Raw genomic sequence first — 25166 nt, forward strand, 5'->3', positions numbered from 1 at the left:
TTAATCATATTGCTAGATCTTAAATAATGCGATTTGCGGATGGAATAAATGATTGCTTAACCTTTTTGCTTTGTGTAGTTGGCTATAAACGCTCCGTAACGTTGTAATCGTATGTGGTGTATAAAAGATAAGCGTAGTTTTTCAGGCTACGCTTATCTCAAATATGGTTAACGACCACCTCTGGATGGGCGGGAATAACCACCGCCGCCACCGCCGCCGCTGTTCACTCTTCCGCCGCCACCGCCGCTATTGCTAGGCGCGCTGTAGCTAGGTTGAGAGTAGGAAGGCTGACTTGGTCTGCTGTATTCAACTCTTGATGGACGGCTATAACCACCGTTATTGCCGCTGTTGTTGTTGCTGTTTTGATATACTGGTCTTTCGTTGCCAGACTGCTGGAAAATCCTGCGTGGTCTGTCGTTGGAAGGAGCTGTATAACCACCGCTGTTACCGCCGCTGGTGTTGGAAGGTTGGTAGTTAATCCTGCTAGGGCGGGAGTAACTGCCTCCGTTACCGGTGTTGGAATATACTGGCTGGTAACCACCTCTGCCCGGACGCGGAACACCACTGGAACCGTCAGGACGGGTGAAGTTGTTTACACGGTTTATTGGAGCGTAGGTAGAACGGCTGTAGTAAGAACCGTGACCATAGTAACCACCACCTGCATAATATGGATAACCATAGTAGCCACCATAGTAAGGGTAGTAGGAGTAATAAGGCCAGCCACCACCATAATACCATGGGTTGACTCCCCAACCATAACCCAGGCCAAGGCTCCAGCTGGAACCCCAATAAGGGTTGTAGCCATAACCAATGCCCATGCCGGAATAAGGATATCCCATGCCATAGCCATATCCCATGCCATAGCCGTAGCCATATCCCATAGACATGCTATAATTCATACTGCCGGCAGAGTAACCAGCATTATAACCATCCATGTAATTGCCGGAATAATTATTACCGTTGCCACCAAAGCGATCCAGGCGGCGTTCGTAATCGCCCTGCTCATCGCTGTAGGTTACATAGGTACCACCATCATCTTCTGAAGCTGGCACAGCAGTGAATGAATTATCGTCCTGGCGGGTATTGCCATTGGATGGATTATTGGTAGCGTAGCCTTGTGTCTGCTGACGCTGCCTCGGTGAGTAATATACATCATCCGGGGTAGACGCCGTTTTATAGGCGCTGGAACATGCCCCCAGGGCAAGTATTCCGGCCAGCATGATGGAATATGATATAGGCTTCATTTGAAATATAATTTAAGCGTGATCTGTACGTAAATCTACTCTATTTTAACGGAATTTATCGACGTAAAGTTACAATTTGCCGACATCCCTCTTTTATTTTGGCCTAAATATTTGTCTCTTTATGATTTTCACGTAGGTTTGTAGCATTTTCTTTTTGAATATTAGTCAAAAATTAAGCCAATTTGTTATTTGTTTTTCCTGATATAAAGAAATTTTATAGCTCGATAAATTAATAATCTTTTAGCTTAAAAATAAGCGTATATAAATTATATAAATTTTCTATGAGTAAAGAGATCACCGCCCGGTCCCAGGATTATTCCAAATGGTATACTGACCTGGTGCAGAAAGGTGGACTGGCAGATTACTCTGCCGTAAAAGGTTGCATGGTTATCAAACCACACGGTTATGCAATCTGGGAAGCCATGCGCGACATCCTGGACCGTAAATTTAAAGACACCGGACACCAGAACGCCTATTTCCCGTTATTTATCCCCAAAAGCTTCCTCTCTAAAGAAGCCGCTCACGTGGATGGCTTCGCCAAGGAATGTGCTGTTGTGACTCACCACCGCCTCATGAACGATCCTAACGGCGGCGGCGTTGTAGTTGATCCTACCGCCAAACTCGAAGAAGAACTGATCGTTCGCCCTACGTCTGAAACTATTATCTGGAATACATATAGAGACTGGATCCAGTCTTACCGCGACCTCCCGCTGCTCATCAACCAATGGGCAAACGTAGTTCGCTGGGAAATGCGTACCCGCCTTTTCCTGCGCACAGCCGAATTCCTCTGGCAAGAAGGGCATACTGCACACGCTACCGCTGAGGAAGCTATCGCAGAAACTACCCAGATGCTGAATGTTTACGGCGATTTCGCAGAACAATACATGGCAATGCCAGTTATCCGTGGTGTGAAAACCGCGAACGAACGTTTTGCCGGCGCAATCGATACTTATTGCATCGAAGCGCTTATGCAAGATGGTAAAGCACTGCAAGCCGGTACTTCCCATTTCCTCGGACAGAACTTCGCCAAAGCTTTTGATGTACAGTTCTCCAACAAGGAAAATAAACTGGAATATGTTTGGGCTACTTCATGGGGTGTTTCTACCCGCCTGATTGGTGGTTTGATCATGACCCACAGCGACGATCAAGGTCTGGTACTGCCTCCACGCATTGCGCCACTCCAGGTGGTAATCGTTCCTATCTTTAAAGGAGAAGAACAGAAAGCCCTCATCGACGCTAAAGTGAATGCCCTGGTGGCCGACCTGAAACGTTTAGGCGTTAGCGTTAAATATGACGATAGCGACAACCAACGTCCAGGATGGAAATTCGCAGAATACGAAATGAAAGGTGTACCTGTGCGTGTAGCAATTGGTGCAAGAGATATCGAAAACGGTGTTGCTGAAGTGGCACGCCGCGACGAAAAAACCAAAGAAAGCATGCAGCTTGATGGTTTGGCGGACCGTATCCAGGCACTCCTGGAAGAAATTCAGCAGAACCTCTTCAACAAAGCAAAAGCTTTCCGCGATTCCCACATCACCCGCGTAGATACTTTCGAAGAATTCCAGAAAGTCCTGGATGAAAAAACAGGCTTCATCTCCGCTCACTGGGACGGTACAACGGAAACAGAAGAGAAAATCAAAGAGCTTACCAAAGCTACTATCCGCTGTATTCCGCTGGACAACCCTCAGGAAGAAGGTAAATGCGTGCTTACCGGCAAACCTTCTAAAGAGCGTGTACTCTTTGCAAGAGCTTACTAAATATTTATATGTGTAATGAATTGTTGATTTATAGGATAAACTCCCATAAATCGGCAATTCATTGCAATTAATTATAATTTCTTTCCCCGCATTCAAAAGAAACCACTAAATTTATCCGATGCCCTTTATCCGCTACATACCGTTCTGGATGCTGGCCTTCTTTTGCGTGAGTACTGCTGCCCGCTCTCAGGGGCTGATGATCAGAAACTACAACGTAAAGGACGGACTGGCCAATGCCACTGTTTATGCGGCCGTACAGGATAAAGATGGATTTATCTGGTTCGCTACTCCCACCGGCGTTAGCAAATTTGATGGAAAGAGATTCAGGAACTACGCCAAAAAAGATGGACTCACAGACAATGATGTAGTCCGGCTAGCAGCAGATTCCAAAGGAAGGGTATGGTTTTTTACGCTCAATGGCAAACCTTCTTTTTATGCCAACTCCGTTATCCATAACGAAGATAATGACACCACGCTAGCCTTTAATCCAAGAAGTCATTATATACAATACGCTTTCGAAGGAAAAACAGGATATATCTGGTTTCTCAATACCAACAACCGCATCCTGCAATACAACGGGAAACAGATTATCTACGACAAACTGGGAGCCACGCAAAGTGATATCTATTTCATGCTTCGTAATGATACGATATTCAAACCCCTGCAAACCGCATTTAATCTCGAATCAGTAAAAGACCCCAACACCAGTACAGACCAACGAATTGTAACCGCCCCGCCAATACCACTGGATGATTCCACATTCCGGGCCCGACTCAAAACAAACCCGCTGGTAATTGTAAAAAACTCAATTTGCTCCTTCACCACCAAAGAAATTATCTGTTTCTTCAACGGCAGTGAATGGGGGATTCGCGAAGATATTTCCAACATCTGCCTGGATGGTAATAATCTCTGGGTAGGCACACAAAAGGCTTTATATCTCATTAAAAACTTTTTTAAGGGAGAAAAGAAAGTTACCCGACTGCTTGAGAACCACTATATCACTTCTCTGCTGAAAGACAGAGATGGTAATATCTGGATCACCACCTTCGGAGATGGCGTATACTATATTCCTTATAAAAATTTCTATTTCGGATATCTTGATAATACCAACGGGCTATATTCTCACTCGATCTTCAGCATTTACAAGGATAAAAAAAATGACCTGTTGCTGATAGGGCAAAATGCGGGTATCCTCAATACGATGAATGCGCAAGGTGCTATCCGGCAGTTCACATTGGATACTACCACCGGCCGCAATAGCCTGCTCTCTATCCTGCCTTATAAGGATAATGATGTGCTGGTAGCCACTGATAATGCACTTTTCAAGTTTAATACACTTACGCAGAAGCCCTCCTTACTGAAGGCTGTGAAGATGTTGAAAGATGTAGATGTTTCGCCCAAAGGCAAAATTCGTATAGCCGCCAAGAACCAGGTGATCTGTCTTGATAACTACAGTATCAACGATCTGGACATGCTGGTAACATCTATTGCCTGCATCGATGACTCTACCTATTTTGTTGGCACCAACAATGGATTATACTATTGTGATGATAACAACCGGCAACTGGTAAGGCCTGGAAATAATACGCATCTGAAGCAAAGCATTAAAGACCTGAAATGGATCAATGGCTATCTCTGGATAGGTACCAGTGATCAGGGTATTTATGTGATGCACCATGATTCAGTGGTGAAGCATCTTTCCAGCGCCAATGATCTGGCAAGTGATATTTGCCAGCAACTATATTATGATGGCGTTGGCAATCTCTATGTGGCTACTAATAAGGGCGTTTCTGTTATAGATGTCAAAACCCAGCATATTGTCCGGAATATCACCTCTAATGATGGCCTGATGTCAGACGATATCAGGGGCGTTTATTCAGATGATGGTATGCTCTATATCGCTACCAGTAATGGTTTGTGCTATTTTCAGGGGGATCATCTGCCAATAGATTCAGTACCGCCGGTGATCTACCTGAGCAATATCAGGTATGGTGATAGCACTTTCCTTCCAGGTAAGGATTTCGTACATCTATACCAACGCAAAGCCTCCTTTGAAGCGGAGTTCGGAACCATTGTCTTTGATCTGCCAGACATGGTGGAGTATCAATATAATTTCTCTACTGACAGTAGCAGCGGTTGGGTAACAACCATGTCTAATATTATTCCTTTCCCGGACCTGCAACCAGGTACCTACAAGCTGATGGTAAGGGCGAGGAAATATAAGAGCGATTGGTCGCAGCCGTTGACTATCAATGTGAATATTTTGCCACGCTGGTATCAGCAGTGGTGGGCACGCGGAATACTTTTATTATTAGGATTGCTGGTAATACTGGTAATTTTGCGCTATATTGTACGGCGGATTAAGCAGGCAGAGAAACGTAAAACAGAATACAATAGAAGAATTGCCGAACTGGAAGCAAAGGCGCTAACCAACCAGATGAATCCGCATTTCATATTTAATTCGCTGAATTCTGTACAGCATCTGATCCTTGAAAAAGAAGAAAAACAAGCACTTAATTTTCTGGCAGATTTTGCTACGCTGATGCGTCAGATGCTGAATAATTCCAGAAAATCCTATATCTCACTGGAAGAAGAAATTGCTTTTCTGACCCGATACCTTGAATTGGAAAAAATCAGATTCGCTCACTCTTTCAGCTACCGGTTTATCATGGAAGATAAACTAAAGGACTATACGATTTATATTCCACCGATGATTATTCAACCCATCGTGGAAAACGCGATCAAACACGGGCTGGCACCAAAAAATAGTAGTGGATGCCTGGAGATCAGACTTGAAATGGTGCAGGATTTGTTGTACTGCTCCGTAGACGATGATGGAATAGGCTGGGATAAGTCCAATACATTAAAGAGCTCAAGGCTTGTAAAGCATGAATCAACCGCGCTGAGCGTAATCAGAGAGCGTTTGCAGATAATTAAGTCCTTTAATGGAAATAATGGTAAATTAGAAATTATTGATAAATTCAAATCAGGTTTTGGCAATAAGGAAGGTACCTTAGTTGAGATCCTGATTCCCATTGTTAAGATGTTATGAGTAATATAAAAGCTGCCATTGTCGACGATGAAGTCCGCAACATTCATATTTTGCGCAACATTCTGGAAAACTACTGTAAAGATGTTACGGTAGTTGGAGAGGCGCAGAATATCCATGAAGCGGCAGAAATGATTAAGAACAACCCCATTGATGTCCTCTTTCTGGATATTGAAATGCCACCGCACAATGGCTTCCAGCTATTGGAAATGTTCCCTGTCCTGAACTTTGAAGTAATATTTATCACTGCCTTCCAGGAATATGCCCTGCAGGCGATTAAGTTTGCTGCATTGGATTATCTCCTGAAACCGATCAAAGTCAGTGAGGTAGAGGATGCCCTGGAAAAAGTAAAGAAAAGCAAGAAAGGTCGCCTCAATGAACTGGCTTCTATCCTGAAAGACTATGTAAAGAACAATGACAATGCCTTTTCCAAAATTGTAATCCCAGTAAATGATGGTTACAATGTGATCGATCTGAAAGACATTATTTACTGCGAAGCCTTTGATAGCTACACCAAAATACAACTCATTAATAACGTATCTCACCTTATCAGTAAGTCATTGAAGGAATACGAAGAAATGCTTTCTGATAAAGGATTCTATCGTGTACATAAATCTTTCCTTATCAATATTCATCATATTGTTAAGATCATAAAAGGCCTGGGTACCGCTGTTGTTATGAGTGATCAAAAGAATATTCCTATCTCTTCCCGTAAGAAAGATGAATTCTTTACACAATTAAAAGGTGTAATTAATCTATAATTTATATTTTTTAAAAATATTTAAAAGCCGGTAATCATAACGATTAACCGGCTTTTTTGTGCATTCCCTAGCCGAAAAACAGCGTTTACGGAAATGGATGCTATTTATCATATATATATCTTATTTTGACCATGGGTTTTCATAGATATGGCTGATTGCCTGTAAAGTTTTTTCAAGCAAAGCAGGTATTGCTTAAGATAAAGAAGGCGCTCGATTGAGCGCCTTCTTTATTTATTGGAATATGTTTGTTGGTGTTAGAAGCTTTCGCTGCCGTTGGTACCAGTACGGATATTATAATAATAGATGTTGGTGCTTTTTTCAGGATAGAGTCCTATGAGTTGCACACTACCTTTTTTATCCAGTACTTTGGCCAGTTCTTCAGGGCTGCTCACTGGTATGTCGCCGGCTTTGAGTATCAGGAAACCTGGCGCCATCGTCGTTTGTTTTTTCAGGATACCATTGCTGATATTACCTACCCATACGCCACCACGAACACCTAACTTGCCTGCGTCCACTTTATCCAAGGAACTCAACTCTGCCCCCAGCTTATCTAATGAAGTTGTTTTTACCACATCGGTATTTCCCTGGAGGTTTCTCAGTACCACATTATCAGAAGTATATTCTTTGTTATTACGCAGATAAGTGATGCTGATTTTATCGCCTGGTTTATAACGAGCGATTTGCTCTGTCATCTGGGAAGGACCAGCGATAACGACGCCATTGATTTTGGTAATGACATCACCGGTTTTGAGTCCGGCTGCTTTAGCAGAGCCATTATCCACTACTTCGGTTACCTGTACGCCAGGAGCGTCTCTTTTTATGCCCATCTCTTTCAGCTGATCATCAGTGAAGGCGGCAATTGCGGCACTAGGCATGTAGGTAACGCCAAGGTATGCACGTTGTACGTTACCATATTTCATCAGGTCGTTCACTACTTTCTTCACCAGGTTTACCGGGATAGCGTAGGAGTAGCCTGCATAGGAGCCGGTAGGAGAGGCGATGGCCGAGTTGATACCTACCAGATCGCCATTGGTATTTACCAATGCGCCACCACTGTTGCCCTGGTTTACGGCGGCATCAGTTTGTATGAAGGATTCGATACCGGTGTTTTTTCCGCCATTACGGCCTTTATTGATGCCGATGGTGCGGGATTTGGCGCTCACGATACCAGCAGTAACAGTTGCATCCAGGTTTAATGGATAACCTACAGCCAGCACCCATTGTCCGATATCAACGTTGTCGGAGTTGCCATACATGAGGTAAGGAAATCCGGCACCTTCAATTTTAATGACTGCGAGATCGGTGCTGGGATCCGCCCCAATCAGTTTGGCTGTATAGGTTTTACTGCTGTTGGACAGCGATACGGAGATTTCGTCTGCGTCATCGATCACGTGATTATTGGTAACGATGTAGCCATCATCAGAAATAAGGACGCCGGAGCCGGATGCCATTTGGCCTGGAATGTAGTATTTGCGGCCATCTCCGCCACCATTAAATTCATCGCCGAAGAAATCATCACCGAAAAGGTCCTGTAAAATGGAGCGTCTGCGTTGCAGATTGTTACCATTGGTTACCTGGCGTGGGTTGATTTTCGTTTTGATATGCACTACTCCCGGAACGGCCGTTTTAGCCGCGGTTGTGAAGTCGGAAGGTGCCAATACTGTTGCTGCATTATCAGTGCCGGGCATGTACCGGGCATAGTTTACAGGGACATCGTTAGATCCATTCTGAAAGATTCCTGTCTGCCTGGGTTGGAAATATTTGCTGTACACAAATATGGAGGCAGAAGCAGTCACAAAGCTGATAAGGACAATTGTAACAATTTGCTTGAATTTCATATTATAGTGTGTTTAGCTAAGACTAAAATTTGTACGCTTCTGTCAGGTCAATTTATATGCCTTCGATGCAAATTTAATGGTCGTGTTTAATGAAATATCCAAGATAACCTTCACTTTAACAGATTTTTATATCAATCGTTAATTTACTTTAAACGTAATGGAAAGTGGGCTGACAATGCTTCATTTACTATATGTCAAGATAACAAACTGCCCGGACATTTTGTTAGTGTCCGGGCAGAAATCGAAGTATGTATAATTATGTAATTGGATATCAGAGTCCAAGCAGGAAGGCCATGGTATCTACGCCATCGGCATAATCACTGAGGCTAGGTTGCTGCGCTTGTCCGAAGGGCGTGAAATCCTTTCCTACGAGGCATTGCAGCACTTCGTCCTGTCCTAATTCTGCAGCGAGTGCTTGTTGATCGGTGTAGTAGCTGTAGTGTAATACAGACAGTGGAGAGAACAGGCTTGGCGAATCATGGAGCAGGATACTGCCGTTGGTAATATATGGACTGTTGTTTAACAACAGGAGGGCCAGCTGGTAGTCGTAGTTATTTTTGTATTTGTGGAAGTCCATGAGGTACTCATATTTATTGAGTGCCTCGAGGAGTGGCTGGAAGTTAAAGCCTTCCGGTACAAATATTTTGGTAACGTTACGGCAGCCGAGGCCGAAGTAAAGCATTACATCATCAGCCAGCGCTTCCAGTTCCTGCGGTGTTTCGTGGCCGGTAAGGATGGCTGCAGAAGTGCGGTTATGGCGGATGATATGCGGATATTTAGCGAAATAGAAGTTGAAATAGCGGGCAGAATTATTGCTGCCTGTGGCGATATAGGCTTCGCAATCTTTCAGGATATCCAGTACTTCCGTTTGTCCGGCTATTTCCGGATACCATTCTTCCATTTTCTGGAGGATATGTTTCAGGAGGATATCATCTTTACTTGATAGTTTCAGTTTTACCTGGTGTCCGCTGATGAAGCCGCAAAGCCAGTCGTGAAAGCCTACCAGTGGTATATTGCCGGCACTGACGATACCTACTTTGCGAGGTGTTCTTTCATTGGCTACCGCGGGATAAGCTGCCAGCCACTGCTTGAGGGCAGTGGGTTCCAGGAAGTATTGGCAGATATTTTCCAGCGCATTATTGAGAAATGCCGGGATAAACCATCCGTTGGCGCTGTAAGCCCTCTCCTTAACCTCTTCCCATTCAGGGCTGTTTCCGGCCAGATATTCGCCCAAACGTACCAGCGCTGTTTCTTTTTCTGCTATATTCATGAATCTTTATAAATAATGGCTTGATTAAACCGGGAATATTTTATTTTTGTCCACAAAATTAATGGCTTACTACTTAAATAAAAAGTTTACTCTATGGCAATTAAGATAACAGACGAATGTATTAACTGTGGCGCTTGCGAACCTGAATGCCCAAACAATGCAATTTACGAAGGCGGAGTGGAATGGGCCATTGCTGACGGTACTAGCGTAAAAGGTGCCTACACCCTTATGGATGGCACTTCTATGAATGCTGATGATCGTAATGCCCCTCTGAGCGTTGATACATACTATATAGTTCCAAATAAATGTACCGAATGCCAGGGTTTCCATGAGGAGCCACAATGTGCGGCTGTTTGCCCTGTTGACTGCTGTGTACCTGACGAAATGTACCAGGAAACAGTAGATGAACTGCTGGCTAAGAAAGAAAAACTGCATATCTAATTAGTATATTCAAGGAAGCTTAGGCCGTTCCGGGTGTTGCCGGAGCGGCTTTTTTATTTTTTTAATGCCCCATTTCGTATATACTGCCACGTAGAATTCTCTGTATTTACTGTATCGTTGGCCCCGACATAGATTAATAACTAAATCTTATTCCCTATGGCACTTACAATCACGTCCGACTGCATCGTGTGCAATGCATGCATCTCGGAATGTCCCGATAACGCTATCTACGAGCCAGGGACGGAATGGGCAATGGCAGACGGAACTTCACTCCAGGGCCCCTTTACAATGCAAAATGGAACTACCACAGCTGCCGGTAGCATACATTCCCCGATCAGTAATGACTATTATTACATTGTGCCCGATAAATGTACCGAGTGTCAGGGTTTCCACGAGGAACCCCAATGTGCGGCCGTATGTCCAGTAGATTGCTGCGTACCCGATGAAATGTATCAGGAAACAGTAGCGGCATTACTTGAAAAGAAGGAAAAGCTGCACGCTTAGACATTTTTCAGCTACTTTCAGGCCGTCTTTACCTAGTAGAGACGGCCTTATATATTTTATTTGGCCGTGGAAAGCCGCCTCTTGTACGGCCGAAAACTTTCCTTAACTTTACCCGCTTTATTGCTTAGACATCTTATGAAGAAAAATATTGCTTTAGTTGCCGGCGGATATTCCGGAGAATATGTAATCTCAGTACAAAGTGCTGTTACCATCGAAAACAACCTGGATAGCAGCAAGTACGCAGTTTATAAAGTAGTGGTGACCAGAGAAGGTTGGACGCATACCGCTGCCGATGGCAAAATATATGAAATTGATAAGAATGATTTTTCTTTGCTGATAGACGGCAATAAAATCAAATTTGATTGCGTATTTATCGGCATTCACGGTACGCCGGGTGAAGATGGCCGCCTGCAAGGTTACTTCGAAATGCTGGGTATTCCATATACCAGCTGTGGTATGGTTACTTCTGCGCTTACCTTCAACAAAAGCTATTGCAATAAAGTAGTGGCAGCACTTAATGTAGTAAATGTTTCCAAATCTGCACATATCTTCAGCAATCAGCCTTATGATGTAAAAGATATCCTGCAGCAACTGCGTTTACCCGTATTCGTTAAGCCTGCAGAAGGTGGTAGCAGCATTGGCATGTCTAAAGTAAAAACAGCTGAAGAGCTGCAGCCAGCCATTGATAAGGCGTTCAAGGAAGATTCACAGATCCTGATCGAAGAGTTTATCAAAGGTCGTGAGCTGACAATAGGCCTGTATCGTACAGGCAATGATCTGCATGTACTGCCTATTACTGAAATTGTGAGTACGAAAGAGTTTTTCGACTTTGAAGCTAAATATACACCTGGTGTAACAAACGAAATCACTCCTGCACCTGTTCCTGAGAATATCAAGAATTTGGTACAGCAGACAGCTTCCAAGCTTTATCATATGCTCAATTGCCGTGGTATCGTTCGTATAGATTTTATCTGGGACGAGGCAAATGACAAACTGTTTTTCCTGGAGGCGAACACTATGCCTGGCCAGTCTGAAAACAGCCTGGTACCACAGCAGGTACGTGCTGCAGGTAAAACCCTGAAAGAGTTTTATGGCGCACTTGTGGAAGAGGCAATGGCTCATTAACCTGTATCTGATTTATCACTTTTAATGTAATAAACTGTGTTTGATTTTATTACGAAACGTTCCTTTATAGTCAATCTGATAGCAGTAATTGTACTGTTTTTCCTGTTGGCGATCATATTTTTCTCTTTGCTGGGTATTATTACCAAACACGGTAAAAGCATGACCGTGCCTGATGTAAAGGGTATGAACATCAAAGAGGCTATAGCTAAGCTGGAAGCGGCCGGATTTGATGCAGAAGTAAGAGACTCTATATTTATCGATAGTATCCCTCCACTGGCAGTATGGGCTCAAACACCTGATAAAGGTGCAGAAGTAAAGATCGGTCGTACCATTCATCTTACCGTAAACAAAACGGTAGCACCAATGGTAGCGATGCCTGAACTGGAAGGCCTGACATTCCGCAGCGCCGAAATGATGCTGAAAAGCCTTCGTCTGAACGTTGGAGATACCATTTATAAGCCCGACTTTGCCACCAACACTGTATTACAACAGCTGCTGAATGGCAAACCACTGAAACCAGGTACTATGATCCCTGAAGGAACTAATATCACCCTGATCCTCAGTAGTGGCCGTGGTAATATCGAAAATCCCGTTCCTGACTTTATCGGGCTTACCTATGCAGAGGCGAAGGAAATACTCAGCGCCAGCAGCCTGGGTGTGGGTACGGTGATCATTGATCCGGGTGTGAGCGATACCGCAAATGCTTTTATCTATAAACAATTCCCGACACGTAAAAACGAGATCGGAGATTTTAATATGGTAAGATCTGGTGAAACCGTAGACCTCTACCTCAGTGCCACTAAACCTGTAAAAGACTCCGCTGCCCAACAGCAACCTGCCCAGGAATAGTGAGAATTGGTTAATTTTGTCGGAACAATCATTAAAAAGGTAATTTTTATGCAAAACATAACAGCTGAAGAAGTAAAAAAACGCCTGGACGCAGGTGAAACACTGAACCTGGTGGATGTAAGAGAACCACATGAGCGTGAAGAGTTCAATATCGGCGGCATCCATGTTCCTTTGGGCCAGATCCAGATGATGCAAATCGATGAACTGGAAGGACTGGAAGATAAAGAAGTAATTGTTTATTGCCGCAGTGGCAACCGTAGTGGTCAGGCTGCCATGCTCCTGGAAACACAAGGTTTCACTAATGTGAACAACCTGGTTGGCGGTATGCTAAAATGGAGAGAAATCTACGGTTAATAATAACCATATTAAAATAATTATCAAGAGAAAACCGATTTGCAATTTGCTTATCGGTTTTTTTATATTACAGCATATTAATGTTGTAATATCTCTATACTATGAAACTGATAAAGTTAACCTGCACATTGCTTACATTACTGCCAACCTGTTTAATACTGCAAGGACAAACACCTTCCTTAAATCAGGTGACCACTGCTGGCAATACGACCAGTAATCATATTTTTATCACTGGTTCAGGTATGGCACCTGTAACTGGAACCGGCCTATTGTTTAATCATGATGCTATTAACAAAAAGAGCTTCATACTATCCTTAGACGCAGGTTTACAAAAGAGATTGCCCTTAACTATTTTCGCAGATCAAACAGTGATTGATATCCAAAAGCCTTTCATCTTTCAAAATACTGCTAGTGCTACTACAAGAGGAATGCAGTTTATTATGGATGAAGAACAAGGAGGCCGAAGTGCACTTGTATTGGATGCCAATGGTGGAGATGCGATGGGGCTTGACTATTTTGGGATTTCCCAATATGCCGGAACAAAAGGTGTGGATATTGGCACTTATAATGCTGCTCCGTTGAACTTTCTTACCGCCGGAGCTTCCAGGCTCTTTGTTAGTCCAGCTGGCAAGGTGGGTATAGGTACTACCAATCCGCGTGGAGTATTAGATGTAACAGGAGAATTGACCGTAACTGGTAATGCTTCCATTGATGGGGCTTTGGTAAGTACCATTGTTGGTTCCTGGATAGATCCTAATGGCGTAAAGCAGGGTAGTAATATAGGAGGAGCATTACATCTTGTTGATCCTGGTAAGAGTAAACCAGGCGAAGGACGGGAGTGGGTCTTGTATAATATGTCGGGTGGTTATGGAAATAGTTTACAATTCTGGAACTATGACATAAATGGATGTGGTGGATCATTATGTCAAGCCAGAATGGTTTTAACAGATGATGGAAATGTTGGAATTGGTACCTCACGTCCTGGGGCTAAACTGGCCGTAAAGGGTGATATTTTAGCGACTAAAGTAAGAGTAAGTACTAACACTGCTAGCTGGCCAGATTATGTATTTGCAGAAAATTATCAGCTGCCTTCATTACATGAAGTAGAACAATATATAAATATTCATAAGCATCTTCCTGCAATTCCTTCTGCTGAAATTATTGCTGATAAAGGATTGGATCTCGGAGAAATGCAGCGGCTCCATATGCAGAAGATTGAAGAGCTAACGTTATATATCATAGCGCAGAATAAACGAATCGAGGCTTTGGAAGCTAAGGTATCGGAACTTCAAAAGAAATAGCATACATATTAAACAGCATGAGTGGTGAGGAGCATAAAGCTAACCGCAACTCATGCTGTATCTATATGAGACTTCTTAAGTTTAGCTTCTTAGAACAGCTGTTACCTCAATTTCTACCAGGTATCCCGGATCGATCAGCTTACTTACTTCTATCATGGAAGTAGCAGGCTTAATAGCCGCAAAAAATTCACCATGTGCACGTCCATATTCTTCCCAACGACTAATATCGGTAACGAACATACGTGTTCTTACAACATCATGTAAGGTTGCACCAGCCTGTGTTAAAACAGCTTCTATTTTTGCGAGCGCAAATTTCGTTTGTTCGTAGGCGTTACCCGGAGCCACTACTTTACCCTGATCTTCTGCAACAGTGCCGGAAACTTCAATGATATTTCCTACTCTTACTGCTCTTGAATAACCAACTTTGTCTTCCCACGTAGCCCCGGAAGAATAGTTTGTTCTTGTCATGGTATTATTTTTTACAAAGTTATTAATTATCGTTGTTTTCTTACGGTTTAGATGGCATGCTGCCGGCGCTGTTATCAACGGGTGTATTCCTGAATTTTACGACTTTCCCTAAAAGATCAAACCAGAATGGAGCGCCTAAAGAAATGGCCATGGCTGTCATCAGCCAGCCTGCCAGCACTATCCAACCATTTTGCTGAAAGGGGTGCGATAGCCCATAAGGATGGGCTGCACTGAACTCCCGATGGATGCCCAAAACATTCCGTGCATCACTGGCATCGTTGCGTAACATAGCGTAGACGCCTATTAGCGAGGTATCGCCAACGAATATACGGAGTGAGCTATCTCTTTTAAAGAAGGAGCTATCCTGGTACATTACCTGTTTCTGCTGCAAGGTATCTACTATGGGCGCCATGGTGTAACTGCGACTGGAAGCCAGTTGTACCATTTCCTGACGGACCGTTTTATCTTTCATTAATATTCTTGCAATCGCGATGGTATCAACGTTAAAGATGCCTGCGATGAAAAAACCGATGATCAGTAACCAGCTTTGTGTATGCTTACGATACCAGCTACTGGCGCGGCTCATCGTTTCGTTGAACCAGTCTTCCAGTTGGGCTCGAAACTTATTGATATCGCCGCCGGCATCGGTGAAGATATTTCGTATATACGTCAGGGTTGCTATATTAAAATGTAATGGATTTTCGTCTAGACAAGCCTGAATGGTTAGCTGGTCCGTTTCTCTGGCGGTGGTACTGTTTCTCAGGAGGTGTACCATGGTTTGAGAGAAGATAGCAGGGCTGATATAAGAAGGCCTGGATGCCGCAGTATTTTCGCCGAGATAACGAATCGAAGAGGAGTCGTAGAACTGTTTGAGAACGGGGCTGTTTTTAAATGGACTGAAGTAGTGTACTACACTCCAGCCGCGTTCATAGAACCAGGAGAAGAGGGTGAATCTTCCAAAAAATCCGAGGTCGTTTCGCCGGGGATCGCCGTCCAGCATGCGTCTGAGTGCTTTGGTAAGGATGCGCGCCCTCAGGCTGAAGGCGCGGGCGATCATTTCCTGTAATATTGTTACGAAGAGGCTGTACAACAAAAAAATGAATACAAGCCCTAAAGCAACGTCAATGGCAAGGTTACTAAACATTTCACAGGTATTTGGGTCAAAATTAGGATAGTAGGGTGCAGGCTATCTGCGCATTAAGCTGGCAAAGACTCAAAAAAGCAACAGCTACCACCTACCCAGGTGTCGCTGCTGTTGAAGCCTACGCCAATCATTTTGCCTTTGCTAAGTCTGGACAGGTTATGCACCAGTATAGGCCTTGCTGCGTCGTCAGGCCAGATGTACATCATGCGTATTTCGCAGATAGCAGGGCCTGTTGGTGTTTCGATGGCAGGAGCATATTGCACCTTACGCTGCAGGATCCAGTTTTCCGGATCTTCAATCGCATCTATATCTTCCCTGGTAACATCGATTTTAACGCCTTTGCCTGCAAAAGAGAACAGTGGTTTCAGTACATAATTCTCCAGGTCTGCAGGTACTACCGGCAGCTCATTCAGGTACCAGCTTTTTGGTATGAATTCGCTATGAAGTAGTGGCATGGTGTATTTGCTGATGCGGTAAAACCAGTTGGGGTGTGTAATCCATTCTACGTCCAGGTCATCAAAAAGATCTACATGGGGGCCAAGAATTTCTTCCTGTTGCTTCAGATCATCAAAGATGATGCGGTTGTATATTCGTTTTACTGGCGTCAACACACCATCTCTCATATAAAACAGGTGTTCACCTTCTTTAATGAGTTTGGTGATACATACCGGATGTATACCCAGGTATTTTTCAGTAATATAGAAATCAATTTTAGTTTTCTGCTCTTCCGGCTTCACTTCCAGCAGGATCACTTCTTCAGGTTGATGTTCCCCGATGATCATCTTTCTTAACAGATCATAATACTGTTCATCATCCAGGTCATTAAAATAATTGTTGAGATGAGCTGGTATATTAAAGTTCGCCCTGAATTGTTTTGCCATCACATGCTGGAATGCAAACATGGTAGGGAATCCTTGCAGCTCTATGAGCTGAGGCTCCAGTATACCTGCTTCATTTTTTGTTACGGCGAAGTCTATAACGATAAAGTGCGGATGGTCGTTTTCGTTAGGTACTCTCAATCCATGTGGTATCGAGCTTTCAGTGATATCTTTGAAGTCGGGGCGTAATATTACGTTGACCACTTCTTCACATGCCTGTACGAGTTTTGCGGTCAGGTCCGCAGGTACGAACACGGGTGTTTCGGCTACCCGGAAAGAAGGGGCAATGCCGGCTTCTTCCGCTATAGCATCCAGGAACTGGCGGTATTTCGCATCACTAAAGCTTGCGTTATAGGCTTTTCTTATTGATGGGATCATAAGAATTAAATCTTAGAAGAAAGTATTTTCATCATCATTATGAGCAGCTACCTGCACACTTCTTTCAATGGCAGCGAGTCGCTCAGATAGTTCACCATAGATAGCATAGTCCAGGAAAGCGGTGATAAAGCGGTCATGCGTGAGCATGATTTTATCAGGATCTTCCAGTTGTGCAATCATACTTTCATATTTCTCGATACCGTGATGAGATATTACCTGTTCTTTTTTCTCGTCCTGGAGCAGGTACATCTGCATACCGGCGGCATCTGCTTCCGGGTGAAATTGCGTACCGATGAAATGATCGTTGAACCTAATGGCCATGGTAGCGCGTTCTAATGGTACATGTGGCCTTTCTTTTTCGATGGCCAGTACCTGTGCGCCCATTGCCTGAAGATTATCCTCGTTCAGTTCAATGACTTGCCAGTTGCGACTGTCTACGATATAGAAAGGATCTGGTAGCGCGCTGAAAACTTTTTCCTGCATGCCAGCTGCTGTTTTATGCACCGGAAATACGCCAAAGGCAGGTGATTTACGTTTGCATACATTTCCCAGTTTGTAATATCTGCACATGATCTGATAGGAGTGGCAGATAAACAACACTGGTTTTTTAACAGCTTCTTCACGGTTCCATTTCATCAGGTCTTCTATCAGGGAGAAATACGCTGTTTCCCATGCTGATCCTTCACTATCCACCGGGCTTCCAGGGCCACCAGTAGAGATATAAATATCATAATTGGTGTCTGGTACCTGCCTGGCTATTCTTACTTCAAATTCATCAAACTGCAGAGACAGCGAATGCATCTCTGCATATTTTGCCAATATCTCCCGGATACATCGCATCCCCTCGTTGGGCACGCCTTCATACATATCCAGTACTGCTATCTTAATGGTTCGCATACTGCAAAATTACAAAATATGCGGCGGTAGTGCCTTCTTTTTCTCGTGAGGCGTTGTATAATTTCGTATGATATTATTTGATTTTTTTGTATATAAAAAGGGCAGACGCCTTCAGCATCTGCCCTTTTTGTGATCGCACCCGGCTTGCGGCAGAGGGCAATTACAATGCAAGAAAAATATTTAACAGCCTACGAGGAACTGTTCACGGATGTAGTCTGTGACAGCAACGAGGTCATTGGTTTCTTCGAACTTTTTCAGTTGTCTGTCGGCGCCGGTACCGCGTTCCATGAGGCGGGAAGTGGCATCTATGACTTCTCTGCTGCCCAGATCATCTACTACGTCGTCAATAAAATCGAGCAGTTCATAGATGAGGGATCGGGCATTTACTTCCATCTCTTTACCGAAATCGATGAGATTACCATCAATACCGTATCTGGAAGCACGCCACTTATTTTCATTGACGAGTGCCCTGTTATAGATAATGAAATTGAGGTTTTGCATGCGCAGTTTATAAATTTTTGCGCATACCGCCTGGAAGAGTCCTGCCAATGTGATGGTATCATCGAGGGTCATCGGCACGTCACAAATCCTGAATTCCACCGTATTGAAGAACGGATGGACACGCAAGTCCCACCATACTTTTTTGGCGTTATCGATACAGTTGGTTTTTACCAGCAGTTTGATGTAATTATCATATTCTTCTATACTGGCGAAATAATCCGGAATACCGGTACGCGGAAATTTATCGAATACTTTTGTTCGGAACGATTTAAAGCCGGTGTTACGACCTTCCCAAAAAGGGCTGTTGGTACTTAGTGCAAAGATATGGGGGAGGAAATAACGGACAGAGTTGGCGATATGCAGGGCCATCTCCCTATTTTCCATACCTACATGTACATGCAGGCCGAAGATGAGGTTAGACCTTGCTGCATCCTGCATTTCATTTACGATTTCGAAATAGCGCGGATGGTCGGTTATCAGCTGTTGCTGCCAGTGGCTAAAAGGATGGGTGCCGGAGGCGCCAATGCTGAAGCCCAGATCGCCAGCAATCTGGCTGATGGTTCTACGAAGCAATGCTACATCTTCCCGGGCTTCATGGATGTTGGCACATATCTGTGTGCCTACTTCTACTACCGCCTGATGAAATTCCGCTTTAACCTGGTCGCGGATCACCTTATGGGCTTGTTCCACGATCTTCTGTTCATGCGATCTCAACTCTCTGGTAACGGGGTCCATTACCATGTATTCTTCTTCTATACCCAGCGTGAACGCATTGTGCATAATGCTCCTTACTTTTTAATTTATCTACAAATGTATGTTGCTAATTTATTCGGTTGAATTTTTTTTAAGGATACCGGGAGATATAAATTTACCCCAGGTGAGGTTATCCTTGCTCCAATCTTGTGCCATGGCTCTTTCTATGGCATATTGGGCGCTGGTTTCTACTATCCATTCAAAGTTTTCAGGCCCGATGGAGTGTATGTCCGCATCTGGCGCAGGATTACAGAAGTCAATAGCGTATGGCACATCTCCCTTTACGGCAAACTCTACCGTGTTAAAATCATAACCGAGGTATTGATTCAGGGCGATGGTGGCTCTTTCAATCTCTGCTAATACCGTCTTGTCGATCTCGAAACTGGCCTTATAGCGCTCCTGGTGTGGGTGCCTGGGATTATAAGGCATGATATGCACCGCTTTGCCGCCAATGCAATAGCAGCGGTAATAAGCATGGAAATCTATTTCTTCCTGGAGCATCATTACCAGCTGGCCGGTTTCTTGGTGCACTTTATAGAATTCTTCTTTGTTGGCAAGGCGGTAAACATTACGCCATCCGCCACCGTCAAAGGGTTTGAGGTAGGCAGGAAAGCCAACATAATCGAAGATGCTTACCCAATCCAGTGGATAGATGAGATTACGAAAAGATTTATCGGTAGTATTATCCGGATGTTGATAAGAGGGCAGGAGGGCGGTTCTTGGCACCTGTACATTTATCTGCTCTGCCAGTGCATTATTGAAGAATTTATCATCCGCGCTCCACCAGAATGGGTTATTGATTACTGCAGTGCCGGTAGCCGCTGCATTTTTCAGGAATGCCCTGTAAAAAGGTACATCTTGTGAAATGCGATCCAGGATGACTGCATATTCACTTGCCTGTCCTTGAATAACTTTATCTAGCGTGACAAATTCTGCGAAGATGCCACTAGGATTTTTACGGTTGATGCGGTCTACAAATGCCTGTGGAAAGGTATTTTCCTGGCCGAATAAAATGCCGATCTTTTTCATGTTTTTATCTGATTAATGAGAGATAGCCTGGCAGCATACTGCGCCAGGTAGGCCAATCGTGGGTGCCTTCAGGCCGTACATCCAGCCAGTGGCTGATGTTTTTGGCAGCAAGGATACCCGACATGGTTTCGTTTTGCGTACGGGTGACGTCATTGGAAGGTACGCCAAGAATGATACCCATGCGCCACAAGGCCTCCTGCTGGTTCTCTGGCATAAAATCCGCCGGATTGCTGTAATACACATTTTCATCATAATGCCCGTCTACCCTGGATTTGATGTCGAACGTACCACTTAAACTAAAAAGGTAGGAAACGATTTCCGGATGCCGGAAGGCGAAAGTCGTGGCATGAAAGCCTCCAAAACTGCACCCTGCGGCCACTATCCGCTGATGGCCTGTTTCTTCCTGCATGCGCGGAAGTACTTCTTCTATCAGCATGCGGTCATAACGGGTATGATTATACGCTCTTTCTGCAGGAGATACGTTCACGTTATACCAGCTACTGGCATCAAAACTATCCGGGCAGTAGACCTTAATCTTCCCTTCTTCTATAAACCACTGTATGGCTGCTATTAAACCACGGTCCTTACTCTCGTAATACCGGCCCATAGAGGTGGGAAATAACAGCAAGGGCATACCACTATGCCCGAATGTCAGCATTTCAAATTCCCGGTCAAGATGAGGGGAATGCCATTTATAGAAGTTTTCGATCACGGGATTACCTTTGCTTAAATTTAAAAAAGTTTCGTGATTTGATATTTGTTACCTTTCCATTATGACCAGGAATGTTTTCATTTATGCGCCGCAACTCAAGCGGGATGTGATGGTGGATATCTACGATTATACCCGGAAACCGGCTGTTGTACTACTTATGAACGACGGCCAGGACCTGCGCGATATGGACATTTCTTCATTATTAATTAATATGGACGTACCTGTGGTAGTCATTGGAATTCATGCCGGCCCACAACGCATTCAGGAATATGGGGTAGCAGGTATTCCTAACTTTCAGGGGGAAGGTGCGGCAGCTGATGCCTATACGTCGTTTATAACAACAGAGTTGTTACCAGCCCTTTATGAACAGCAACCTGATTGGAAAACACTTCCACTGGGCTTTGCCGGATGGTCTCTCGGTGGATTATCCGCCCTGGACATCGTTTGGAACCATGCAGACCTGTTTTTCTTTGCAGGCGCTATGTCTGGCTCCTTCTGGTGGCGGGATAAGCCGCTAGGTAATGGTTACAGCGATGCTGCCGACAGGATCATGCACCGGGTTATCCGCAACAGCGACTTCAAGCCGGGTTTACAATTCTTCTTTGAATGCGGTACCGCAGATGAACTATCTGATCGTAACAATAATGGCATTATCGACAGTATCGATGATACAAAAGACCTGATAACCGAACTACTAGCCAAAGGCTATGAGATGCATACGGATATCGCTTACCTCGAAATTCAGGGCGGCCGCCATCATCCGCTGACCTGGAAACTGGCCCTGGAAGAGATGCTTAGCCTTCCTTTTCTCAATCCTGTTCCGGGGGATAGAAAATAATGATTTCCACACGCCTGTTTTTCTGACGTCCCTGCGCAGTACTATTATCCGCCACTGGTATGGCTTCGCCCATCCCATTTATTGTCAATATCTCCACACCTGGCTTCTTCTTACGTATATAACCCGCCACAGAATAGGCTCTCTTATAGGATAATTCCTCATTATAAACGCTACCGCCTTTATTATCTGTGTGACCAGTAATCGCTAGTTGTATTCCTGGCTTATTCGGGATATGCGTGAGTATACTGTCCAGCGATGCATACAGGCGCTGGTTAAGGGCACTGCTATCAAATTTAAACAGTACATCCGGTATAAGCAGTGTATCTGTTTTGGTAACAGGTGGAGAAGGTAGTTCTGGTGCTGGCTGGCAGCTTACTATTTCTACCATCTCAACAGAATCCATGCCCTCTCTGGGTTTGCTGTAGCCTTTTATGATAAAGTCATCAAAGCTGAAACCTTTTTTATAAACAAGATAAGTGGCTACTTCATTGGCCCTGTCAGTAGCGATGATTTCATTGTATCGCGAATTGGGTTTGAGATAAGAATAGCCGGAGATGATGATTTTTTCTTTTACATTTTCTGGTTTAAGGAGAAACGTATTACCTAACTGGTCCGCATATACGGAGTTGATATCCTTGCGGTTGCCCCTAAAAAATTCAGATGCTAATACGACTGTATCACAGCGCCCGCTGTGCTGTATGACTCTTGTCGGTAATACAATTTTTGCTCTCAGCTGCCCCGATTGTAACGGCATCGCAGGGCGACTATAAGAATGCCGCCAGTGGTCACTATAGAGCAGCTGTTTGATACTATCAGCGGTATGTTCCGCGAATGGCTGGTTGTCAAGTGCAGAGATAGCAATACTATCAATATAGGTGTATATATTGTAAGATGCTTTCACCGTATTGCCTTCATGAAAATTTCCCAATACGATATACTTGTAATTATCTTCAGCCTTGATCGTTTGTTCGAATTTCAGAAAGATCTTCCCGGCAGATGTCCATTTGGTATTGCTATCATTTTTATCGAAATGTAGTGTAGGCCTGGACGTTAGTCGCAACGGCAAATCCTGGAAGGTTTCTGCGGTATCCAGCTGCAGGTCCAGGAAAGTGGGTGTGTATTTGTTATCCAGTACATAGACCTCCACTTTATAGCGGGTGCCTTTCTGCATCGTGTTGAGCAACTGGGTTTTATAATACGGCCGGTTATTAGGGTCTGTTGAAATCTCCATGGGTAGTGTAACCATGTGATTGATGGTTTGCTTGTCGCCATCGTAAAGTATTTTACTGAAAAACGGCGCCGTGGGAGTCCAGGCTTTTGGGGCGCATTTAGCGGTATATTCTATGCAGATATTTACCTCATCAAAACCAGGATTAGGGATGAGATTTTGTGCCTGCAATATGCTGGATAACAGTACGCAAACAGTGATCAGGATGGATTTCATAGGGTACGATACATTAGGATTTATTTAATCAGCTCATCGGGCCATGCTACTGACTTTCCGGTATTTTTCCAAACAGGCATCTGTGCGCCTCTTTGTTTTAAAACAAATGTCCACATCCGGGCCAATGCAGTAAGTTGTTCGGGATTAGACAGTGATAAATCATGCTTTTCTCCCAGATCTTCTTCCAGATTATATAACTCGAGTTTTTGTTGTTTCATCAGATAAATGATTTTCCATTTACCGAAACGCATACCGCTAGACCAGGCATATCCTTCGTCTTCATTGGTTGTCCAGCGATTGGGATAGTGGAACAGCAACGGACGATCCTTAATTTTTACTGCGGGATTTTTCATCACAGGCAGATAACTGCTGCCATCCACAGCACCTGTTGATTTAATTCCCGCAATATCAAGTACTGTAGGGAAGAAGTCTTCCGCGCTCACATAGTTATTGGTTTGGACGCCTGCCGGCACTACTCCCGGCCATTTAACCATCATCGGAATCCTGACGCCACCTTCATACGGAGAGCCTTTACCAGCGCGTAATGGTGCATTCTGAGTATTGCGTACACCACCTCTGCCAGCATTGGCAAGGCCGCCATTGTCCGACATAAAAATGACCACTGTGTTTTTCTCAATACCTTTTTCTTTTAAGAATTGCATAATCTGACCAAGACTCTCGTCCATGCCTTCGATCAGCGTAGCATAATTAGCTTCGGTAGAATCAAGTCCTGCTGCCAGGTATTTATCAAGGAATCTTTTATCAGGTTGTATGGGAAGATGCACAGCATAGTGTCCCAGGTATAAAAAGAATGGTTGATGATTGTCGATGGGATATTGCATGGCTGCCATAGCCTTTTGCGTGAGTGCCTGCGTTAGAAATGTTTCTTTACCGTAAAAAGCCTGAAGGTCGGGAACCGCATTAAAGGTGGTTTTTCCAGGCATATTTCCGAAGTTTTGTTCACCGTAATAACTTTGAGGATGCCCCAATGATGAACCTGCAATGTTCACCACAAAGCCTAAATTCGTTGGATCTGAGCCTTGCGTACCCAGACTACCCCAATGTGCTTTTCCGACATGGATAGTGAAATAACCAGCATCTTTAAGCAATTGTGGTAAAGGCATTTTACAGAGATAAGTATTGGGTTCAGCCGCATTGCTGAAGCCGCTCACATTCCAATGTGGGGCTTCGAGCTGATCATCTTTATAATCAGTAGCCTGATTGGGCGTAATAGATGTCCAGTTGGTAATATGCGTTCGGGCTGCACTCATGCCGCTGATCAATGTGGTGCGGGTGGGCGTGCATACGGGATTGGCGTAAGCTTGATGGAACAACAGCCCTTCTTTTGCCATACGTTCCATATTTGGTGTATGGAACCTTTTATTCAAAGGCATGACAGAATCGCCGAATGGCTGAGAGGTATCCATCCAGCCCATATCATCTACCAGGAATAAGATGATATTCGGACGCTGGTAGCTGCCTTGTACATCTACACGCGAAACTTGTGCAGAGAGCATATTACAAGCTATTGTCAGGGCAAGTGTTGCCAGCAGAATTTTCATACAGCGTGGTTGATCTGGTAAATAACGGATAGGAGGTTTAGTTTATTATCCGTTCATATTGAGTACAAA

General features: G+C 44.1%; 22 protein-coding genes. 10 read left to right on the forward strand and 12 right to left on the reverse strand.

Annotation, left to right across the window (positions count from 1 at the left end):
• Positions 1–167: 167 nt before the first annotated feature.
• The gene (locus ACE38W_RS05985) at positions 168–1244 is read right to left on the reverse strand and encodes a hypothetical protein (RefSeq protein WP_375829469.1); all 1077 of its coding nucleotides are present in this window, start codon (positions 1242–1244) and stop codon (positions 168–170) included.
• 281 nt (positions 1245–1525) lie between these two features.
• On the opposite strand from ACE38W_RS05985, the gene proS reads away from it, so the two are divergent.
• From proS to ACE38W_RS06000, 3 genes are all read left to right on the forward strand, one after another.
• Positions 1526–3001, forward strand: a complete 1476-nt coding sequence (proS, locus tag ACE38W_RS05990) for a proline--tRNA ligase (RefSeq protein ID WP_375829471.1) — start codon at positions 1526–1528, stop codon at positions 2999–3001.
• Positions 3002–3119: 118 nt separating this feature from the next.
• The gene (locus tag ACE38W_RS05995) at positions 3120–6053 is read left to right on the forward strand and encodes a histidine kinase (protein WP_375829473.1); all 2934 of its coding nucleotides are present in this window, start codon (positions 3120–3122) and stop codon (positions 6051–6053) included.
• Positions 6050–6811, forward strand: coding sequence for a LytTR family DNA-binding domain-containing protein (locus ACE38W_RS06000; protein ID WP_143309987.1), 762 nt, complete (start codon positions 6050–6052; stop codon positions 6809–6811). Before ACE38W_RS05995 ends, ACE38W_RS06000 begins: the two co-directional genes overlap by 4 nt.
• Before the next feature lie 254 nt (positions 6812–7065).
• On the opposite strand, the gene ACE38W_RS06005 is transcribed toward ACE38W_RS06000, so the two are convergent.
• Both ACE38W_RS06005 and ACE38W_RS06010 read right to left on the reverse strand, forming a co-directional pair.
• The gene (locus ACE38W_RS06005) at positions 7066–8649 is read right to left on the reverse strand and encodes a trypsin-like peptidase domain-containing protein (protein WP_375829475.1); all 1584 of its coding nucleotides are present in this window, start codon (positions 8647–8649) and stop codon (positions 7066–7068) included.
• Positions 8650–8920: 271 nt separating this feature from the next.
• The gene (locus ACE38W_RS06010) at positions 8921–9919 is read right to left on the reverse strand and encodes an acyl-CoA reductase (protein WP_375829476.1); all 999 of its coding nucleotides are present in this window, start codon (positions 9917–9919) and stop codon (positions 8921–8923) included.
• Between the two features lie 93 nt (positions 9920–10012).
• Between ACE38W_RS06010 and ACE38W_RS06015 the strand changes: the two genes are divergently transcribed.
• The 6 genes from ACE38W_RS06015 (at position 10013) to ACE38W_RS06040 (ending at position 14493) form a co-directional block, all read left to right on the forward strand.
• Positions 10013–10360, forward strand: a complete 348-nt coding sequence (locus ACE38W_RS06015; RefSeq protein WP_375829478.1) for a 4Fe-4S dicluster domain-containing protein — start codon at positions 10013–10015, stop codon at positions 10358–10360.
• Between the two features lie 156 nt (positions 10361–10516).
• Entirely contained in the window at positions 10517–10864 is a 348-nt protein-coding gene (locus ACE38W_RS06020) for a 4Fe-4S dicluster domain-containing protein (RefSeq protein ID WP_375829480.1), read from the forward strand.
• 135 nt (positions 10865–10999) lie between these two features.
• Positions 11000–11989 (forward strand): D-alanine--D-alanine ligase, encoded by a 990-nt coding sequence (locus ACE38W_RS06025; RefSeq protein ID WP_375829481.1) that lies wholly within the window; start codon positions 11000–11002, stop codon positions 11987–11989.
• A gap of 36 nt (positions 11990–12025) precedes the next feature.
• The gene (locus ACE38W_RS06030; protein WP_375829483.1) at positions 12026–12838 is read left to right on the forward strand and encodes a PASTA domain-containing protein; all 813 of its coding nucleotides are present in this window, start codon (positions 12026–12028) and stop codon (positions 12836–12838) included.
• 48 nt (positions 12839–12886) lie between these two features.
• Positions 12887–13192 (forward strand): rhodanese-like domain-containing protein, encoded by a 306-nt coding sequence (locus ACE38W_RS06035; protein WP_375829484.1) that lies wholly within the window; start codon positions 12887–12889, stop codon positions 13190–13192.
• Positions 13193–13293: 101 nt separating this feature from the next.
• Positions 13294–14493: a hypothetical protein gene (locus ACE38W_RS06040; protein WP_375829485.1), complete on the forward strand. Its 1200-nt coding sequence runs from the start codon at positions 13294–13296 to the stop codon at positions 14491–14493.
• A gap of 81 nt (positions 14494–14574) precedes the next feature.
• Here the strand turns inward: ACE38W_RS06040 and ACE38W_RS06045 are convergent, their stop codons facing one another.
• From ACE38W_RS06045 to ACE38W_RS06075, 7 genes are all read right to left on the reverse strand, one after another.
• Positions 14575–14961: a RidA family protein gene (locus ACE38W_RS06045; RefSeq protein WP_375829486.1), complete on the reverse strand. Its 387-nt coding sequence runs from the start codon at positions 14959–14961 to the stop codon at positions 14575–14577.
• Positions 14962–15001: 40 nt separating this feature from the next.
• Complete coding sequence (locus tag ACE38W_RS06050) at positions 15002–16105, reverse strand: hypothetical protein (RefSeq protein ID WP_375829487.1); 1104 nt, start codon at positions 16103–16105, stop codon at positions 15002–15004.
• 53 nt (positions 16106–16158) lie between these two features.
• Positions 16159–17361 carry a hypothetical protein gene (locus ACE38W_RS06055; protein ID WP_375829488.1) on the reverse strand — a complete coding sequence of 401 codons (1203 nt, stop codon included), beginning with the start codon at positions 17359–17361 and terminating at the stop codon, positions 16159–16161.
• Positions 17362–17373: 12 nt separating this feature from the next.
• Complete coding sequence (locus ACE38W_RS06060; RefSeq protein ID WP_375829489.1) at positions 17374–18258, reverse strand: type 1 glutamine amidotransferase; 885 nt, start codon at positions 18256–18258, stop codon at positions 17374–17376.
• Between the two features lie 180 nt (positions 18259–18438).
• Positions 18439–19539 (reverse strand): carboxylate-amine ligase, encoded by a 1101-nt coding sequence (locus ACE38W_RS06065; RefSeq protein WP_375829490.1) that lies wholly within the window; start codon positions 19537–19539, stop codon positions 18439–18441.
• A gap of 45 nt (positions 19540–19584) precedes the next feature.
• Positions 19585–20541 (reverse strand): RimK family alpha-L-glutamate ligase, encoded by a 957-nt coding sequence (locus ACE38W_RS06070; protein WP_375829491.1) that lies wholly within the window; start codon positions 20539–20541, stop codon positions 19585–19587.
• Positions 20542–20545: 4 nt separating this feature from the next.
• Positions 20546–21253: an esterase family protein gene (locus tag ACE38W_RS06075; RefSeq protein WP_375829492.1), complete on the reverse strand. Its 708-nt coding sequence runs from the start codon at positions 21251–21253 to the stop codon at positions 20546–20548.
• 61 nt (positions 21254–21314) lie between these two features.
• On the opposite strand from ACE38W_RS06075, the gene ACE38W_RS06080 reads away from it, so the two are divergent.
• Entirely contained in the window at positions 21315–22091 is a 777-nt protein-coding gene (locus tag ACE38W_RS06080) for an alpha/beta hydrolase (RefSeq protein WP_375829493.1), read from the forward strand.
• Here the strand turns inward: ACE38W_RS06080 and ACE38W_RS06085 are convergent.
• Positions 22063–23535 (reverse strand): OmpA family protein, encoded by a 1473-nt coding sequence (locus ACE38W_RS06085; protein WP_375829494.1) that lies wholly within the window; start codon positions 23533–23535, stop codon positions 22063–22065. The two genes, ACE38W_RS06080 and ACE38W_RS06085, sit on opposite strands and share 29 nt — an antisense overlap.
• 20 nt (positions 23536–23555) lie before the next feature.
• Entirely contained in the window at positions 23556–25097 is a 1542-nt protein-coding gene (locus ACE38W_RS06090; RefSeq protein WP_375829495.1) for a sulfatase, read from the reverse strand.
• Between the last annotated feature and the right edge of the window lie 69 nt (positions 25098–25166).

Source organism: Chitinophaga sp. Hz27, assembly GCF_042263525.1.
Lineage (GTDB): Bacteria > Bacteroidota > Bacteroidia > Chitinophagales > Chitinophagaceae > Chitinophaga.

Bases quoted from the DNA above. Each gene is read 5' to 3' on its own strand.
- ACE38W_RS05985 (WP_375829469.1), bottom strand. From the start codon at position 1,244: ATGAAGCCTATATCATATTCCATCATGCTGGCCGGAATACTTGCCCTG.
- proS (WP_375829471.1), top strand. From the start codon at position 1,526: ATGAGTAAAGAGATCACCGCCCGGTCCCAGGATTATTCCAAATGGTAT.
- ACE38W_RS05995 (WP_375829473.1), top strand. From the start codon at position 3,120: ATGCCCTTTATCCGCTACATACCGTTCTGGATGCTGGCCTTCTTTTGC.
- ACE38W_RS06000 (WP_143309987.1), top strand. From the start codon at position 6,050: ATGAGTAATATAAAAGCTGCCATTGTCGACGATGAAGTCCGCAACATT.
- ACE38W_RS06005 (WP_375829475.1), bottom strand. From the start codon at position 8,649: ATGAAATTCAAGCAAATTGTTACAATTGTCCTTATCAGCTTTGTGACT.
- ACE38W_RS06010 (WP_375829476.1), bottom strand. From the start codon at position 9,919: ATGAATATAGCAGAAAAAGAAACAGCGCTGGTACGTTTGGGCGAATAT.
- ACE38W_RS06015 (WP_375829478.1), top strand. From the start codon at position 10,013: ATGGCAATTAAGATAACAGACGAATGTATTAACTGTGGCGCTTGCGAA.
- ACE38W_RS06020 (WP_375829480.1), top strand. From the start codon at position 10,517: ATGGCACTTACAATCACGTCCGACTGCATCGTGTGCAATGCATGCATC.
- ACE38W_RS06025 (WP_375829481.1), top strand. From the start codon at position 11,000: ATGAAGAAAAATATTGCTTTAGTTGCCGGCGGATATTCCGGAGAATAT.
- ACE38W_RS06035 (WP_375829484.1), top strand. From the start codon at position 12,887: ATGCAAAACATAACAGCTGAAGAAGTAAAAAAACGCCTGGACGCAGGT.
- ACE38W_RS06040 (WP_375829485.1), top strand. From the start codon at position 13,294: ATGAAACTGATAAAGTTAACCTGCACATTGCTTACATTACTGCCAACC.
- ACE38W_RS06045 (WP_375829486.1), bottom strand. From the start codon at position 14,961: ATGACAAGAACAAACTATTCTTCCGGGGCTACGTGGGAAGACAAAGTT.
- ACE38W_RS06050 (WP_375829487.1), bottom strand. From the start codon at position 16,105: ATGTTTAGTAACCTTGCCATTGACGTTGCTTTAGGGCTTGTATTCATT.
- ACE38W_RS06055 (WP_375829488.1), bottom strand. From the start codon at position 17,361: ATGATCCCATCAATAAGAAAAGCCTATAACGCAAGCTTTAGTGATGCG.
- ACE38W_RS06060 (WP_375829489.1), bottom strand. From the start codon at position 18,258: ATGCGAACCATTAAGATAGCAGTACTGGATATGTATGAAGGCGTGCCC.
- ACE38W_RS06065 (WP_375829490.1), bottom strand. From the start codon at position 19,539: ATGCACAATGCGTTCACGCTGGGTATAGAAGAAGAATACATGGTAATG.
- ACE38W_RS06070 (WP_375829491.1), bottom strand. From the start codon at position 20,541: ATGAAAAAGATCGGCATTTTATTCGGCCAGGAAAATACCTTTCCACAG.
- ACE38W_RS06080 (WP_375829493.1), top strand. From the start codon at position 21,315: ATGACCAGGAATGTTTTCATTTATGCGCCGCAACTCAAGCGGGATGTG.
- ACE38W_RS06085 (WP_375829494.1), bottom strand. From the start codon at position 23,535: ATGAAATCCATCCTGATCACTGTTTGCGTACTGTTATCCAGCATATTG.
- ACE38W_RS06090 (WP_375829495.1), bottom strand. From the start codon at position 25,097: ATGAAAATTCTGCTGGCAACACTTGCCCTGACAATAGCTTGTAATATG.